At 60.8% G+C, this 15,318-nt stretch carries 14 protein-coding genes and 2 tRNA genes; 8 read left to right on the forward strand and 8 right to left on the reverse strand.

Annotated features, from left to right (window positions below; translation table 11 throughout):
* Positions 1-69 precede the first annotated feature (69 nt).
* The 5 genes from feoB to GOB94_RS15205 form a co-directional block, all read right to left on the reverse strand.
* Entirely contained in the window at positions 70-1,977 is a 1,908-nt protein-coding gene (feoB, locus tag GOB94_RS15185; protein ID WP_182276694.1) for a ferrous iron transport protein B, read from the reverse strand.
* Positions 1,974-2,228 carry a FeoA family protein gene (locus tag GOB94_RS15190; RefSeq protein WP_255484043.1) on the reverse strand — a complete coding sequence of 85 codons (255 nt, stop codon included), beginning with the start codon at positions 2,226-2,228 and terminating at the stop codon, positions 1,974-1,976. Before GOB94_RS15190 ends, feoB begins: the two co-directional genes overlap by 4 nt.
* Before the next feature lie 175 nt (positions 2,229-2,403).
* Positions 2,404-2,480, reverse strand: a tRNA-Arg gene (locus GOB94_RS15195).
* A 53-nt stretch (positions 2,481-2,533) separates the two neighbouring features.
* On the reverse strand, positions 2,534-2,803 hold the full coding sequence (locus GOB94_RS15200) for a hypothetical protein (RefSeq protein WP_182276696.1): 270 nt from the start codon (positions 2,801-2,803) through the stop codon (positions 2,534-2,536).
* Between the two features lie 46 nt (positions 2,804-2,849).
* A complete protein-coding gene (locus tag GOB94_RS15205; RefSeq protein WP_346265626.1) occupies positions 2,850-3,368 on the reverse strand; it encodes a TlpA disulfide reductase family protein in 519 nt (172 codons plus the stop codon).
* 43 nt (positions 3,369-3,411) lie between these two features.
* Between GOB94_RS15205 and GOB94_RS15210 the strand changes: the two genes are divergently transcribed.
* The 5 genes from GOB94_RS15210 (at position 3,412) to truB (ending at position 7,542) form a co-directional block, all read left to right on the forward strand.
* Positions 3,412-4,575 (forward strand): glycosyltransferase family A protein, encoded by a 1,164-nt coding sequence (locus GOB94_RS15210; RefSeq protein WP_255484044.1) that lies wholly within the window; start codon positions 3,412-3,414, stop codon positions 4,573-4,575.
* Between the two features lie 104 nt (positions 4,576-4,679).
* Entirely contained in the window at positions 4,680-5,093 is a 414-nt protein-coding gene (locus GOB94_RS15215) for a 6-carboxytetrahydropterin synthase (RefSeq protein WP_182276697.1), read from the forward strand.
* On the forward strand, positions 5,090-5,530 hold the full coding sequence (locus tag GOB94_RS15220) for a 6-carboxytetrahydropterin synthase (protein ID WP_182276698.1): 441 nt from the start codon (positions 5,090-5,092) through the stop codon (positions 5,528-5,530). The genes GOB94_RS15215 and GOB94_RS15220 overlap by 4 nt, the downstream gene beginning before the upstream one ends.
* Positions 5,531-5,695: 165 nt before the next feature.
* Positions 5,696-6,265 (forward strand): GTP cyclohydrolase I FolE, encoded by a 570-nt coding sequence (gene folE, locus GOB94_RS15225; protein WP_255484436.1) that lies wholly within the window; start codon positions 5,696-5,698, stop codon positions 6,263-6,265.
* Between the two features lie 404 nt (positions 6,266-6,669).
* The gene (truB, locus tag GOB94_RS15230; protein WP_182276700.1) at positions 6,670-7,542 is read left to right on the forward strand and encodes a tRNA pseudouridine(55) synthase TruB; all 873 of its coding nucleotides are present in this window, start codon (positions 6,670-6,672) and stop codon (positions 7,540-7,542) included.
* Between the two features lie 119 nt (positions 7,543-7,661).
* Here truB and GOB94_RS15235 read toward each other — a convergent pair whose 3' ends face one another.
* Positions 7,662-8,246: an arylesterase gene (locus GOB94_RS15235; RefSeq protein ID WP_255484046.1), complete on the reverse strand. Its 585-nt coding sequence runs from the start codon at positions 8,244-8,246 to the stop codon at positions 7,662-7,664.
* 320 nt (positions 8,247-8,566) lie between these two features.
* On the opposite strand from GOB94_RS15235, the gene GOB94_RS15240 reads away from it, so the two are divergent.
* The 3 genes from GOB94_RS15240 to GOB94_RS15250 all read left to right on the forward strand — a co-directional run bounded on the left by GOB94_RS15240 (position 8,567) and on the right by GOB94_RS15250 (position 12,121).
* Positions 8,567-9,307: an ABC transporter ATP-binding protein gene (locus tag GOB94_RS15240; RefSeq protein WP_182278665.1), complete on the forward strand. Its 741-nt coding sequence runs from the start codon at positions 8,567-8,569 to the stop codon at positions 9,305-9,307.
* Between the two features lie 3 nt (positions 9,308-9,310).
* Positions 9,311-11,923, forward strand: a complete 2,613-nt coding sequence (locus tag GOB94_RS15245; RefSeq protein WP_182276701.1) for an FtsX-like permease family protein — start codon at positions 9,311-9,313, stop codon at positions 11,921-11,923.
* A gap of 124 nt (positions 11,924-12,047) precedes the next feature.
* A tRNA-Gln gene (locus GOB94_RS15250) sits at positions 12,048-12,121 on the forward strand.
* Positions 12,122-13,146: 1,025 nt separating this feature from the next.
* Here GOB94_RS15250 and GOB94_RS15260 read toward each other — a convergent pair.
* Entirely contained in the window at positions 13,147-14,091 is a 945-nt protein-coding gene (locus GOB94_RS15260) for a universal stress protein (RefSeq protein WP_182276702.1), read from the reverse strand.
* Positions 14,092-14,445: 354 nt separating this feature from the next.
* The gene (gene cybH / locus GOB94_RS15265) at positions 14,446-15,243 is read right to left on the reverse strand and encodes a Ni/Fe-hydrogenase, b-type cytochrome subunit (RefSeq protein ID WP_182276703.1); all 798 of its coding nucleotides are present in this window, start codon (positions 15,241-15,243) and stop codon (positions 14,446-14,448) included.
* Between the last annotated feature and the right edge of the window lie 75 nt (positions 15,244-15,318).

Here is a 15,318-nt window from a genome sequence, read left to right on the forward strand (position 1 = left end):
TAAGGGGTATCCAACCTTAACTCCAATCGGCTGCGGATCATAGCCCCAAAACCGGGGGAGGGTGCCCGGCTAAAACAGCCGCGTCAGCACCTGGTTCGTGATCAGCGCCGCCACATACGCCACGCCGCTCATGTAAAGGAACTGCGCCGCCGGATACTTCCAGCTGTTCGTCTCGCGCCGCACCACCGCCAGCGTCGACGTGCACTGCATGGCGAACGCGAAGAACACCACCAGCGCAATCGCACCGCCCAGTGTCATATCGTGCCGCAGCGCCGCCTGCAGCCCCACCGAGTGCGTCGCCGGGTCCACGCCATACAGCGTCCCCAGCGTCCCCACAATCACCTCACGCGCCACAATCGAGCTCAGCAGCCCAATGCCGATCTTCCAGTTGAACCCCAGCGGCCGGATCGCCGGCTCGATAAAGTGCCCCAGGTGCCCAATCACGCTCGATGTCAGCTCCGAGAACTGCCCGGCATGCAAGGGCAGCACGCTCAGCAGCCACACCGTAAAGGTGCAAGCCAGAATGATCGTCCCGGTCTTCTTCAGAAATAGCTTCCCTCGGTCATAAAGCCGCAACGACAACGACTGCACCGTCGGCCAGCGATACTGCGGCAGCTCCAGAACAAACGGTGCATGGCTCGCCTTCATCACCGACGAGTTCAGTAGCTTCGCCGTCACCATCGCCGCCAGGAACCCAAGCGCATACAGCGAAAGCATCACCATCGCGCGCAGCCCAATCACGCCGCCCAGAAACAGCCGGTTCGGAATAAACGCCGCGATGATCAGCGTATACACCGGCAGCCGCGCCGAGCACGTCATAAACGGCGCAATCAGGATCGTCGCAAACCGCTCCCGCTTGTTCTCGATCGTCCGCGTCGCCATGATCGCCGGCACCGCACACGCATACGCGCTCAGCAGCGGAATAAACGCCTTGCCATTCAGCCCGATCGACCGCATCACGCGGTCTGCAATCAGCGCCGCCCGTGCAAGATAACCTGAGTCCTCAAGGATGCCGATAAAGAAGAACAGCAGCAGGATCTGCGGCAGAAACACCAGCACCGACTGCACGCCGTTCCACAACCCGTCGCGCAGCAGCGGCCGTAGCCAGTCATCAGGAAGCATCAACGCAGCATGTGCCCCAGCGCGTGTAAGGATGTTCGTCAGCCAGTCACTCAGCGGCTGTCCAGCGGCAAACACCACCTGGAACACGCCAATCACCACCGCCAGAAAGATCACCGGCCCCCAGATGCGGTGTAGCAGCACGCGGTCCAGCCGTCGCGTCCAAAGCGCCGCCTGCGGTGCCTCATACTTCGTCCGCTGCGACACCTGCGTCGCCCAGTTGCGGCAGCTCGCCGCGCTCTGCAGCACCGGCAACTGCACCGGCCGCGACCCATCCTCAGGACGGTTGCCCATCCGCTGCAAGAAGTCAGGTATAACCTCAAGCCCGGTCCCATTCGCCGCCGAGATCAGCGCCACCGGATGTCCCAGCGCATGCGCCAGCGCCAGCGTATCGATCTTGCCGCCACGCGCCTCCAGCTGGTCGCTCATATTCAGCAGCACCAGCGTCGGCAGTCCCAGCGAGAACACCGGCGCAGCCAGCATCAGCTGCCGGTTCATGTGCGTCGCATCCAGCACCAGCAGCACGCAGTCGGGCTTCGGAACGCCGCGCATCTTGCCCGTCAGAACCTCAACGGCAACGCGAGCATCCTCGGAGTACGTTGCAAGGCTATAAATCCCCGGCAGATCAATCAGCGTCAGATCGCTCCGGCCAATCGCCTTCATCCTGCCCGAGTGGTGCTCCACCGTCACCCCCGGATAGTTCGCCACCTTCTGCCGCAGCCCGGTCAACCGGTTGAACAGGGTGCTCTTGCCGCAGTTCGGCGGCCCAATCAGCGCAACCGTCCGCAACGGCTTCGGCCCAATCGGCGTCAGCGCCTCGGGCTCCTGGATATCCATCACCGGCGTATGGCAGCTCATCGCCAGGCTCCAACCGCCTCAGCCACCTTCAGGTAGATGTGCTTGGCCGTCTCAAACCGCAGCCCAACCTCAACCCCATCAAGCCGATACACCCGCGGATCGCCTGCCGGCGCACTACGCAACACCTCAATCGTCGTCCCCGGCAGGAACCCTAGATGCGCCAGGTAATGGCACACATCCTCTGGCAGGTCGATGCGCTCCACCACCCCCATGCTCCCCACCTTCGCGTTACTCAGTGCTGTGACGTCCATCTCACCCTGCATATGCGACCAACTCAGTCCTCTTTACTATACGACAACTGGAACCGCCATGCACGGATGCTTGTGCACAACACTTCGACTCAGCTTGTCGCAGAGAACTGTCGCAGGCACAACACAAACAGCCTCGCTTAACGAGGTGAGAACCAATCAACTTGTAGGGAAGTAATGGTGCGCCCGGAAGGAGTCGAACCTCCGGCCTTTTGGTTCGTAGCCAAACGCTCTATCCAGCTGAGCTACGGGCGCACATTGCAGGACTGCAACTAGGTAAGAATACCCGATACCGCCCTGTGAATCAACTAGCTCGCCGCCGGTGCTGCGACTTCAGGCTCCGGCTGCGGCGGAAGCAGCGATACCCGCTCCACCACATCGAGCCCTGTACGACGCAGCAGTTGATGCACGATAGCCTCTGTCAGCCGAGTCGCGTCATACTCCACGCGGACCGTCTTGGCGGTCTCGTCGCAGGTCACACGCCGTACACCATACACCTCGCGCACACGTCCCATGGCCATCATCGTCGCCTCGGCGGGCGCGGCGTCATAGCGATACATCACATCAAGCTGCGTCATAGATGTCCCCATGATATCAGCCCAGCCACTAGCGGCCAGAGCAACGCTACTGTGCAACCAGCCGCTTCAGCCCGTTTAGGATGTCCGGATCGGTAAAATCCTGCGGCCCAATGTACTTCCTGCGAATCACGCCGCTCTTGTCGATCACATACGTCTCAGGAAACCGGTACGTCCCGAACAGCTTGTTGGAGTCCTGCGCCACATCGTCCACCGTCAGCAGGTCCACATGGTGCTGCACCAGAAAGTTCTGGTACGCCCCGCTGTCATCGTCGGTCGAAACCGCGAGTACCACCACCTGCGGCATCTGGTGCTGCAGGGCCTCCAGGCTCGGCAGCTCCTCCAGGCACGGCGCGCACCAGCTCGCCCAGAAGTTCAGCACCACCACCTTGCCGCGAAACTGCGCCAGGTCCACCGTCCGTTGCGTATCGCTCACCTTGAACTCCGGTGCCGTCCGCCCCAGCTGCTCAGGATGGTCGCCGCGGTCGCATCCCGCCCCACACAGCGTCGCCAGCGCAAGCACCATCGCAACTCTCGTCACACCACGCATCGTTAGCCGTCGTTTCATCGCTTCCAATCAAACCTCGTCGCTATTCATATAATAGTGGCCTGTGTCCGACTCCCCCAATCCGCCCCAGAAACTCAGCCCCCTCCTCGGCTTGCCGGTAGACGATACGGCCGCCACACCAGCCTCCATCGCTACCGGCCCCGAGCCCACTCTGCAGCTCTCCGTCATCATCCCGGCGCGCAACGAGGAGCACAACCTCCCCGCCTGTCTAGCCTCGCTCCTCGCCCAAAGCGACACGCACTTTGAGCTCGGCCGCGACTGGGAGATCCTCGTCATCGACGACGCCTCCACCGACCGCACCCGCGCCCTCGCTCTCGACCTCGCCGCCACGCATCCCGGCCTCAAGGTCCTCGACGCTCCCGCACTCGAGCTCAACGACCGCCAGCGTGCCTTCACCGGCAAGACGCAGGCCTGCTGGCTCGGCGCGCAGCAATCGCAAGGCCGCTGGCTGCTCTTCACCGACGCGGACACCATCCACGAGCCCGGCGACCTCACCCGCGCCCTCCACGAAGCGGAGCGCCACAACGTCGCTCTGCTCTCCTACTCGCCGCGACAGGTCCTCACCGGCATCGTGCAACAGGCTCTCATGCCGGTCATCTACTCCGAGCTCGCCACAGCCTATCCACCCTCGCAGGTCAACGACCCCGCCCGCCGCACCGCCGCCGCCAACGGCCAGTTTATCCTCGTCGACCGCGCCATCTACTTCTCCGTCGGAGGCCACCGCGCCGTCGGCCGCTCCGTCCTCGAAGACGTAGACCTCGCCTTCAACATCAAGCGTGCCGCACCCCGCAACAATGGCCGCGGCATCCGCCTCCGTTACGCGCCGGACGCCCTCAGCGCCCGCATGTACACCGGCGTCTCCGACATGCTCGAAGGTTGGACAAAAAATCTCGCCCTGCTCTTTCCCAATGCGCTCACTCTCGCCGCCACGCGTCTCCTCGACTTCGTTCTGCTCTTCCTGCCGCTGCTTCTCTGGCTCATGCCGAATCTCGTCCTCTGGCAGCGTGCGGCGATCCTTCTCCTCTGGGTCCGCGTCCTCGTACGCGTCTTTCAACGGGTCGCCCGCTCCCACTTCGGCATCGCAGCGTACATTCTCTCCATCTTCGGCCTGCCTCTCTTCATCGTTCTGCTCCTCCGTAGCTGGATGAACCACAAGCTCTTTCATCACGTCACATGGAAGGGCAGGGAATACCGCACCGGAAGATAAGACGAGCGTCGAACCGCAGCATCTACGCGCAAGAGCACGCATCTAAAATGCAGCACAGTTCGTTTTTTTTACTGTCTCCCCACTACCGCCTACCCACTGCCTCTATGATCCTTCTCACCCGCAAAGCCGACTTCTCCTCCGCGCACTTCTACTGGAATCCCGCATTCTCTGACGCCGAAAACGAACGCATCTTCGGCAAGTGCGCCAACCGCCAGGGACACGGCCACAACTACACGCTCGAAGTCACCGTCGCAGGCGAGATCGACCCCGTCACAGGCTTCGTGGTCGACCTCAAGCAGCTCAAGGACATCCTCGAGCGCGAAGTCGTCTCCGTCTACGATCACCGCCACCTCAACTATGAGGTTCCCGAGTTCGTCACAGCGATTCCCACCACCGAAAACATCGCCATCGCTATCTGGCATCGTCTCGAAGGCAAAGTCCCCGGCGCGAAGCTCCATCGCGTCCGCGTCTACGAGATGCTCGACCTCTTCGCCGACTACTACGGAGAACATGTATGAGCACTCCGATCGCACACCTCTCGCGTCGCTATCACTTCTCCGCCTCGCACCGCCTGCATGTCGACGCCCTCTCGCCCGAGCAGAACATCGCCACCTTCGGCAAATGCAACAACCCCTTCGGCCACGGCCACAACTACGTCGTGGAGGTCGCCTTTTCTGGCCCCGTGGACCCCGCCACCGGCATGGTCACCAACCTCGCCGATCTCGATTCGTTCGCACAGCGCAATCTGCTCGATCTCTTCGATCACGCGAATCTCAACACGCTGCCGCTCTTTCTCGATCAGGTCTCGACCACCGAGAATCTAGCGGTGGAGGTCTGGCGTATCTTCGCCGAGTATCCCCACGCCACTCTGCGCCGGGTCCACATTGAGGAGACCGGCAACAACTCGTTCGACTACTTCGGCAATGAATCAGCCGCCGTTCCCGCGTTCATGTAACGTAGCCGCGCCGTGGAGCATCGAATAGCAGCACTTGTCGTAGCCACCGCAAGTTTGGAAAGGCAGTCCGTCCCCATGTCCACCAAGCCCAACCTCGAACCCGTCAAGATCACCCGCGAATCCGGCAAGCCCGTCTCCATCTCCAGTGTCCAGCCAGCCAGCCAGATGCGTCTTGCGGATGCCAGCCTTCAGCAGATCTACACCGAAGTCCTCACCCGCATCGGCGAAGACCCCACGCGCGACGGCCTGCTCGCCACGCCCAAGCGCGTCGAAAAAGCCCTCGAGTTCCTCACCCGCGGCTACCACCAGAGCATCGACGATGTCCTCCACAACGCACTCTTCGACGTCGACTACGACGAGATGGTCATCGTCAAGGACATCGAGTTCTTCTCCATGTGCGAGCACCACATGCTCCCGTTCTTCGGCAAGGCCCACATCGCCTACGTCCCCAACGGCAAGGTCGTCGGCTTAAGCAAGATCCCTCGCATCGTCGATGTCTTCGCCCGCCGTCTCCAGGTGCAGGAACGCCTCACGCAGCAGGTCGCGGAGGCCATCAGCGACGCCATCCACCCGCAGGGTGTCGGTGTCGTTATTGAAGCCCAACACCTCTGCATGATGATGCGCGGCGTCGAAAAACAAAGCTCAAGCACCGTCACCAGTTCGATGCTAGGCGTCTTCAAAACACAGCAGCAGACCCGCAGCGAGTTCCTATCTCTCGTCCGCCCGCCGCGCTAACAAGGCACTCAATAAGGGTCTTGCGTCGAAGGGACGGAACTTCAGTCCTGCGATAGTACTTACTGTCTTGTTTTGAAGGGGCGGGACTTCAGCCCCGCCGTAAAGTGTCGCAATAGAATGCGGCTTTAGCCGCGGAGGGAAGCCTCGCGCGCGGCTCTGCACAAAACTCTTGCCCATCCAAACCGTTTGTCATTTCGACCGGAGCATCGCGGCTTTATCGCGATGCGAAGCGGAGAAACCCCTGTATTCGCAGTTGTCGTTGTTTGTTTTACATCGCGCCCTCTGCGCGCTTCTACACTGCGTCCTCTGCGTTCCGCTTTTGCCGTAGCGATGCGCCGAAGGCGCGAGCGTACCCCACAACATAAAAGTTTCCCGCGCTCAAGTGCGAGACAATAGCCTCTGCAATGAACGGTCTTCTCATCCTCGACAAACCCACCGGCCTCACCTCCCACGACGTTGTAGCCATCGTGCGTCGCGCCACTGGCGAGCGTTCCATCGGCCATCTCGGCACGCTCGATCCCATGGCCACCGGTGTGCTCCCTCTTCTGCTCGGCAAGCACACACGCCTCGCGCAGTTCTTCGGCAAGGCGGAAAAACACTACACCGGCACCATCCGCTTCGGCTTCGCCACCGACACCTTCGACGCCGAAGGCGAGCCCACCACCACGCCAGCGCCTCTCACTTGCTCGTTGGACGAGCTCCGCACACTCGCTCTACGCTTCCACGGATCCATCGACCAGGTTCCACCCGTCTACTCCGCGAAGAAGATCAATGGCGTCCCCGCACACAAACTAGCCCGCGCCGGCAAGGATGTCCCCGTCAAACCCGCGCGCATCACCATCCACAACTTCCAGTTGACCGCGTTCCACAACGACACAGCCGAGTTCACTATGCACGTCTCCGCCGGAGGCTACGTCCGCTCCGTCGCGCACGAACTCGGGGCTCTCGCAGGGTGCGGCGCTCACCTCGCCACGCTCCGCCGCACGCAGGCAGGCGACTTCACGCTGGCCCAGTCCATCACCCTCGACGAGCTCAAATCACTTACCCCGGCACAGATCGCAGCCCGCCTCCCGCACCCACGCACCTTACTGCCGGAGATGCCCTCCGTCATCGTCGACGAGCAGACCGCTGGCCGCATCCGCAACGGCATGCAGGTCAACGTGCCGGACTTCTCCGCAGCACCGCTCCTCAAGCTCTTCAGCTCCCCCGCCGATCTCCTCGCCATCGCCCAGCGGGTCGCCGGAACGCTCGTTCAGCCCACCGTCGTCCTCGGTTAGCCTCAACCAAAGCGACTGCACCATTCTTGAGACATTCACAAGTCCAACGCTAAGCCCCAATTCGTCAGGATTTTAGCCCCAAAAGTATGGGGGAGGGGGGGTGGGGGTATCCTCCTCCATTACTTCCGCAACATCGGCTGAATCAGCTTCTCCACATTCGCCGCCACCTGCTTGTTCCCCTGCGCGGTCGCATGGTGCCCGTCCTCCTGCATATCGCCCGGAGTCCCATACACCCCCTGCAGCAGAAACGGCAGCAGCCGCACGTGGTACTTCTTTGCCAGCGCAGGATAGATCGCATTGATCTTCGCAATGTAATCCGGCCCATACTCGGGCGGCAGAGTAATCCCCGCCAGCACCACCTCTGCGCCACTCTTCTTCAGCGATTCAATCATCGCTGCCAGGTTGCTCTGCGTCTGCTCCAGCGGAAGCCCCCGCAGTCCATCGTTGCCACCAAACTCCAGCACCACAATCTTCGGATGCCGCGCTGCCACGCGGTCCACGCGCTCCAGGCCGTCCTTGGTCGTTTCGCCGCTCACTCCCTCGTTCACCACGTGGTAGCGATACCCCTGTGCATCCAGCCGTCTCTGCAGGTCATCCGGATAGCTCTGCCCCGGGTCCGCCCCATATCCCGCCGTCAAACTGTCCCCAAAACATGCGATCACTGGCCGCGTGTCCTGGGCATCTGTATCGGTTGCGACGGGCACTACCGGCGCCTCTGCCGCAATCGGAGCGCCTGTTGGCGCACTCTCTACCGTCTCTGCGCTGCTCGTGGACGATTTGCACCCGCTCAGTGCTATGCACAAAGACAAGCCCATCAGAGTCCCGAAGCACATCGCACCTGCACGGTGTGCTCTCATCTTCCGCGATAGAATCACAATATCCACAGCACTCCTCTCGTCACTCTTACCAGAGCATTCGTATCTCGCATTCGGCATCCCGGTTCTAACCACCTATTGTAGCCAGAGGTCTCCGCCCCTTGACCATCGCCGTACCCGCGTCGCACGATTCGCCCGCTGACTCCTCTATGATCGTCGTCTCTGCTCTGCGCAAGTCCCTGCGTACCGGCGCCTCCACCGTCGACATCCTCAAGGGCATCGACTTCACCATCGCCCGTGGCGAGTTCGCCGCCATCATGGGCGCCTCCGGCTCCGGCAAGTCCACGCTCCTCGGTCTTCTCGCCGGTCTCGACAATCCAACCTCCGGCACAGTCGCGCTCAACGGCACCGTCATCAACAATCTCGCCGAGGACAAGCTCGCGCAGCTCCGAGGCCGCACCATCGGCTTCGTCTTCCAGAGCTACCAGCTCATCCCCACGCTCACCGCGCTGGAAAACGTACTACTCCCTTACGAGCTCAACGGCTCGCCTGAGCACACCGACGAAGCCTATGGCCTCGAGCGCGCCCGTCAGCTGCTCAGCTCCGTCGGCCTCGCCGCGCGCATGGACCACTACCCTGTGCAGCTCTCCGGCGGCGAGCAGCAGCGCGTTGCTCTCGCCCGCGCCTTCATCCTGCGCCCGCCCATCGTCCTCGCCGATGAACCCACCGGCAACCTGGACACCGCCAACGGCAGCCACGTCCTCGACCTTCTCCTGCACCTCAATCGGGAAGAGGGAACCACACTCGTTCTCGTCACGCACGACCCGGTGCTCGCCACTTACGCCTCACGACGCATCACCCTCCGCGATGGTCTCGTCATCGCCGATGAGCAACAGACGCCCGCACCGCACACCTTCGCCACATCTGTTTCTTCGACTCCGGGAGCGTAGCCGATGCCTGCGCTCTCCTACGCCACCGCCGCCCGCATCGCCAGCCGCGAACTCCGTTCCTCGCGCGGTAAATTCGCCTTCGTCATCCTCTCCGTTGCCATCGGAGTAGCCGCCCTCACCGGCGTTCGTGGCTTCAGCTCTGCCTTCCGTGCCACTCTTCTTCTCCGCGCCCGCAGCATTATGGCTGCGGACCTCTCTGCCCGCACCAACGTTGCTCCAACACCCGACCAGCAGAAGGGAATCGACGACCTCCGCACCGCCGGCAACGACGAGGCCACCGTCACCGAGACCCTCTCGATGGCCTCCTCCGCCACCTCGCTCGATCCGCTGCTGGTCTCCCTCAAAGCTGTCGACCCCGCCAAGTATCCCTTCTATGGCGACGTTGTCCTTGACCCCGCGATTCCCCTCTCCCAGGCGCTCACTGGCAACTCAGTTGCCGTCGGCGACGATCTCCTCCTTCGCCTTCATCTCAAGGTCGGCGATTCCATCAAACTCGGCACACAACTCTTCCGCATCGCCACTGTCGTCATCGACGAACCCGACCGTCTCTCCGGCTCCTTCGCCGCCGGCCCACGCATCCTGCTCTCCAATGCTGCGCTCGACTCCACGGGCCTGCTCGCTCCCGGCTCCCGCGCCACGCGCCGTTACCTCTTCAAACTCCCGTCCCCCAAGCCGGGCCAGGCACTCTCCGATGACGCCGTCGCCGCCCTCAAAACCAAGGTCGAAGCTCTCCTCCCTGAGTCTCAGGTCTCCGACTACCGCGAGGCCAACCCCGCCCTCACCCGCGCCCTCGATGGCGCCACCGGTCTGCTCTCGCTCATGTCACTCGTCGCGCTCGTTCTCGGTGCAGTTGGCGTCGCCATGGCCATGCGTGCCCATCTGCAGCAGCGCCTCGATTCCATCGCGATCATGAAGTCGCTCGGCGCCGGCTCGCAGCAGATCATGAAGATCTACCTGCTGCAAACTGTCTTGCTGGGCTTAGCCGGAGGTCTCCTCGGCGTCATCCTTGGCCTCGGTGTACAACTGGCGTTCCCTCTCTTTCTCGCCAAGCTCCTGCATCTCACACCCAGCTTCCGCATCAACAGCCATGCCATCGCGATGGGTCTCATCGCCGGCCTGCTCACTACACTGCTCTTCACACTGCCCACGTTGCTCTCCGTGCGCAACATCCGTCCTATCCTTATCCTGCGCCGCGCCGTTGAAACCAACGAAGGCAACCTCTTCTCCCGCCTCCAACGCAATCTGCCATCGTTCGCGCTGCAACTCGGCGCGGTAGGCATCATCGTCCTGGGCCTCGTCGCGCTCGCCGCACGCGTCTCGGACTCCCGCCAGGTGGGTCTCGTCTTTGGCGCAGGCCTCGTCCTCGCGCTCCTCCTCCTCTACCTCACCGCGAAGCTCCTCATGCTCGCACTGCGCGCCCTGCTCTCGGTCACGAGACTGCACCTCCCGTCGTCGCTGCGCCACGGCCTCGCGAACCTCTACCGCCCCGGCAACCCCTCTGCCGCTCTGCTGGCGGCACTCGGCCTCGGCGTCATGCAGATCGCCGCCGTCTATATTGTCCAGCGTTCTATCGTGAACGAGATGCAGGTTGCCGTCGCCGAGAACCTCCCCAACATCTTCCTCATCGACATGACCACCGACGAGGTCTCCGGTGTCCGCGCCCTCCTCGCGCATCAACCAGCGGTGAAGGGAACACCCGAGCTCGTCCCCGTTGTCACCTCGCGGCTCACCGCCATCAACAAGGTTCCCGCCGATCAACTCAACAAGCGCCGCCGAGGCTTCGGTCGCTCGCTGCAGGGCCTCAACCTCACCTGGTCGCCCACACCCGATGCCCCGCCTCCCGGCGACAAGGTCACCTCAGGCAAATGGTGGACTTCGCAACAGGCCTCAGGCTCAGCCACACACCCACTCGTCGCCATCGAACGCAACCGTGCCGCTCGCCTTGACGTCCGCGTCGGCGACACCGTCACCTTCTCGGCGCAGGACCAGCCCTTCACCGCCACTGTTGCGGCGCTTTACGACACCGACAGTCGCCACGCCTACTCCCGCGCCGACTTCATCTTCCCACAGTCTGTCCTCGGCAGTTTCCCTGTCGTCTGGTACGGCGGCATCCACTGCGACCCAGCCTCCACCGCTCAATTGCGCCGCATCCTCTACGAGCACTACCCTACCGTCACTGTCATCGACGTCGCAGCCACTCTCGAGACCGTCCGACAGGTACTGCTCCAGATCACCTACGTCATTCAGTTCCTCGCGGCATTCTCCATCTTCGCCGGCATCGTCATCCTGGCGAGCGCCATCGCTGGCACGCGCTATCGCCGCATCCGTGAGGTCGTCGTCCTCAAGACCCTCGGCGCCACGCGCCCTCGCATCGCCACCATCTTCTCCATCGAATTCGCCGTTCTCGGCCTCATCGCCGCAGTCACAGGTCTGCTCTTTGCCAACATCATGGGACGCGCTCTGCTTCTCCACCAGTTTCACTTCGACTACCACTTCCAGCCCTGGCTTAACCTCACTGCAGTGGCCGGCATCGCTATTCTCACTGTCGCCGCAGGCTGGCTGGCCAGCCACCGCGTCCTCGGCCAAAAGCCCCTCGAAGTCCTCCGCGAGGAGTAAGCATACTTCTTTGCACAGCTCACGTTCTCCGGAAGGTTGACCCCCACCCCTCAACCCACGTACACTCAATAAGTCAGCTGATTGTGGTTCCCCCCTGGACCTGCAGCTAACGCACAATCTGCATTGCCCTCTCGTTCAATGGTAGGACTAGCGACTCTGACTCGCTCGATCGGGGTTCGAATCCCTGGGGGGCAACCACCACCTATCTGTAAGTTTTTGAAAATAAAGAAGATAATTTCTTAGTTCGAATCCCTGAATGGCAGTAATAAATTTCGTAAGTCATTGAAAATAAATGCTCCTGCTATCAGTATGAAGCTGACAAACCTCGCTATCAAGGCGGCGAGCCACGGGACAAACCCTTCAAGTTATTCGACGGCCACGGTTTATTCTTGCTGGTCAATCCTGGAGGATCGAAATTGTGGTGTTGGCGCTATCGCTTCAACCGTAAAGAGAAGCTGATGGCCTTGGGCGAATATCTGATTGTGAGTCTTTCCTGCGCGCGAGCTTCACTTTGAAGGCCGCAAGTCGCTGGTTGCAGGCATCGATCCAATGGTTGAGTGCAAGGCTAAGTTTGAGACTAAACAGAGCGAGGCCGAAGGGACGACAGCGCGACTTCTCAAATAGGTTTTGAGAATGCCGCCCGCAAATGGTGGGAGAGGGGGACGCCAGCAAGTCTTCTCGTCATGCAGAAAAGGTTATGCGGCGTCTGAAGGTCGACGTCTTTCACTTAGAGCGAAATAGGATCATTTCTACTTACAAGGTTCGGATGTTGTTCGGGTCTTCTGATCTGAATAGAGCTCTGCCTAATAAAAGTGATGTCGGGCGGCCTTGATTTTCGTCTTTAACGGAAACTGCATCTGTTGGCTTCGGGAAACCCGTTGGCTCTGGCAGACGCGCGCGTCTTTATGCTAAGCGCTCGGGGACGGAACCCCGATGTGCTCGGTTTTGCCAGAAATACTGTAGCGACCGAATCTGTATCTGTTATCTCTTCCGCCGGCAAGGATGGTTATCTGGCCAGCTTCTCGTGAAAGGTTTTGGAGACCGAACACCATCAACCCTGGGGGGCGGGTGCTTCGCTCCGACGTTGCTATTCGTTCCTGAGCCACGAGCGGCGCGCCGTACTATGCATCGCTGACCTTCTCTATCCACTTGACGACCTTGCCGTCGAGTTATTCCCCGATGGCTCATATCGCCATCGGGCTGTCCGGTATAGCCCCTCGGTTTCAAGAGTAAGAAGTGAAATGCACTTCTTTGAAATCTACCGCATTCTCATTTCGCGCCCGTTCGTGGCGAAGCGTAATCACGGGGCAACTCGCCGCAGAGAGAACTTTATAGGCCACGCTCTGGTGGAACGGCCACCCTCGCGGCGCACCGTCGGCACCCAACACGATCCAGTCTGCCTTGGTCTGGTTGGAGGTTTTCAAAATCACCTCCGCCAGCTTGCCCGACACCACGGTCGTACGCACTGGAGGAGCCAGTTTGCTTGCGTCCGGAATCAGCGCACGCAAGGCATCGTCCGCCCAGTCGATGGTCCGTTGAGGATCGACCTTCTCAGCAACGTCCGGATCCAGAACGTGCAGGAGAATAAGCTCGGCCCGGTAGACCTGTGCGATGTCGAGTGCCAGATGAAGGCTCTCTCGATAGTTGAAACCGAGCGAGACCGGGTGGAGAATCCGTTGCGGTGTCGCATGCCTGACGCCGGTTTGAGCGTGCGGGCCGACCACAAAGACAGGTATGTTTACTGCGGGAACGAGATCGCGTGCCACGGAACCCAAGGTGAGCTGTCCCAGTCTTCCGCGTCCATGTGAACCGATGATCAGTCTGGTTGCATGGGTGCGGTTGATCTCCTGAGGAATCACATCCGCCGGGTCGCCATCCCGTACGGCGCTCTCGCAGGGGATTCCCCGCGATTCAAATTCGCGCGCGAGCCCGAGCAGCACGACACGCAGGTCCCGAACAATCTTGATTTTATCAACATATGGAATTGTCGCAGCGTCCATCGGCACCACATCCGAAGGAGGAAGGGCATGGATTAACGTGACCTGTGCGCCGCTGGCCTTGGCCTGCGCGATGGCGTGAGGGACGAGATACTCCGTGTCCGACAAATCAGTGGCAACCAGAATCCGGTCGGGCGCGGCCAAGGCACGTTTTTCGAAGTGGGTTTGCATCGCAATCTCCGTATCTTTCCTTGTAACCGAGTCTCTCGTATTCCGGCTCTTTCAAACTGTGGCGTGGAACACTCAGGCGTGTGATGAGCATCACATCTGCTAGTATCCGTAGCAGCCCTCTTTACGGGAGAGAGCCACACAAGCCGAGAGTCGTCCTTTGAGACTGGTAAAGAGATTCTCCGCTGTGACCCGTGTGTCCCACGTAATAAGCCGCGTCGTGCGGATCTGGCCGGAAAGGTAGATCGCGGAACCCCGCAGCCAAACTTATGGCATTCGTGTTCAGTGCCAGCATGTTCTCAAATGCGGTGGGGAATCGATCTGGTCGCTTGCTGTTTGTACTAATCCCTGTTCTGCTCAGGCCACAGTGTGTTTCTCTTGCTCCAGATCGGAGGTTACTGGGGCTGCCTCCCCATCTGGCCGCATTTCTTCCACCGCGGGGTCCCTCAGCAGTTCTGCCTTGGGGACGAACTTATACCCGCTGAAGATGCTGTCCATCAAGCCGTTTTCTTCCTCAACGGAAACAAGGATGGCCGTATAGATATGGTGGATGAAGAACATCCAAAACCCGAACATGATGAAGAAATGGATCTCGCGAATCCATTGGATATCGATGAAGCGTGGAATCCAGCCCACCAGGAACAGAAGAACACGGCTCCCCACAATTTGAGAGAAGAGCACCAGGCCTGTGAGAATCTCGACAAGCGCCATCGCATAGACGACGGCATAAGCGGCCCCGGCCATTGGGTTATGACCGATATACCGGACCGGCGACCACGCCATGAAGGCATAATACTTGCCTACCGCGACCAGATTTGCCAGACGCTTTCTGGTTGTCGGGATGTATTGGTTCCAGCGCGACCAGCGGTTAGCGAAAAGAAACCAGTACATCCGTATCAGAATCGCCGCCATGAACGCGAAACCGGAGACCAGATGGATGAAGCGCATCGTGCCCATGACGTAGGCGGTTCTGCCCCGCGCGACAACGTAAGGGGCATGCATGTAGTAGCCCGTAATCGAAAGAGAGATGATCGTGATAACCATGACCCAGTGACTGAATCGCACCGGCCATTCCCAGACGTAGACACGCACCTGTCCGGGTACCGGGTTCTTCCACGAGGCATCAGTGCCCGCCGTCCGTTGTGTCTTTTTCATTCGGCTCTCTCCGCTGCTCCGAATCCTTGCCTTTGAGGGTCGCTCACGGGCACCGATTCCTTCCTTGCTGAGACC

This window comes from Granulicella sp. 5B5 (assembly GCF_014083945.1).
Classification (GTDB): Bacteria; Acidobacteriota; Terriglobia; order Terriglobales; family Acidobacteriaceae; genus Granulicella.

What these genes read in the sequence shown, in the direction of transcription:
- feoB (WP_182276694.1), bottom strand. Translation starts at nt 1,977, where the DNA reads ATGAGCTGCCATACGCCGGTGATGGATATCCAGGAGCCCGAGGCGCTG.
- GOB94_RS15190 (WP_255484043.1), bottom strand. Translation starts at nt 2,228, where the DNA reads ATGGACGTCACAGCACTGAGTAACGCGAAGGTGGGGAGCATGGGGGTG.
- GOB94_RS15200 (WP_182276696.1), bottom strand. Translation starts at nt 2,803, where the DNA reads ATGACGCAGCTTGATGTGATGTATCGCTATGACGCCGCGCCCGCCGAG.
- GOB94_RS15205 (WP_346265626.1), bottom strand. Translation starts at nt 3,368, where the DNA reads ATGAAACGACGGCTAACGATGCGTGGTGTGACGAGAGTTGCGATGGTG.
- GOB94_RS15215 (WP_182276697.1), top strand. Translation starts at nt 4,680, where the DNA reads ATGATCCTTCTCACCCGCAAAGCCGACTTCTCCTCCGCGCACTTCTAC.
- GOB94_RS15220 (WP_182276698.1), top strand. Translation starts at nt 5,090, where the DNA reads ATGAGCACTCCGATCGCACACCTCTCGCGTCGCTATCACTTCTCCGCC.
- folE (WP_255484436.1), top strand. Translation starts at nt 5,696, where the DNA reads ATGCGTCTTGCGGATGCCAGCCTTCAGCAGATCTACACCGAAGTCCTC.
- truB (WP_182276700.1), top strand. Translation starts at nt 6,670, where the DNA reads ATGAACGGTCTTCTCATCCTCGACAAACCCACCGGCCTCACCTCCCAC.
- GOB94_RS15240 (WP_182278665.1), top strand. Translation starts at nt 8,567, where the DNA reads ATGATCGTCGTCTCTGCTCTGCGCAAGTCCCTGCGTACCGGCGCCTCC.
- GOB94_RS15245 (WP_182276701.1), top strand. Translation starts at nt 9,311, where the DNA reads ATGCCTGCGCTCTCCTACGCCACCGCCGCCCGCATCGCCAGCCGCGAA.
- GOB94_RS15260 (WP_182276702.1), bottom strand. Translation starts at nt 14,091, where the DNA reads ATGCAAACCCACTTCGAAAAACGTGCCTTGGCCGCGCCCGACCGGATT.
- cybH (WP_182276703.1), bottom strand. Translation starts at nt 15,243, where the DNA reads ATGAAAAAGACACAACGGACGGCGGGCACTGATGCCTCGTGGAAGAAC.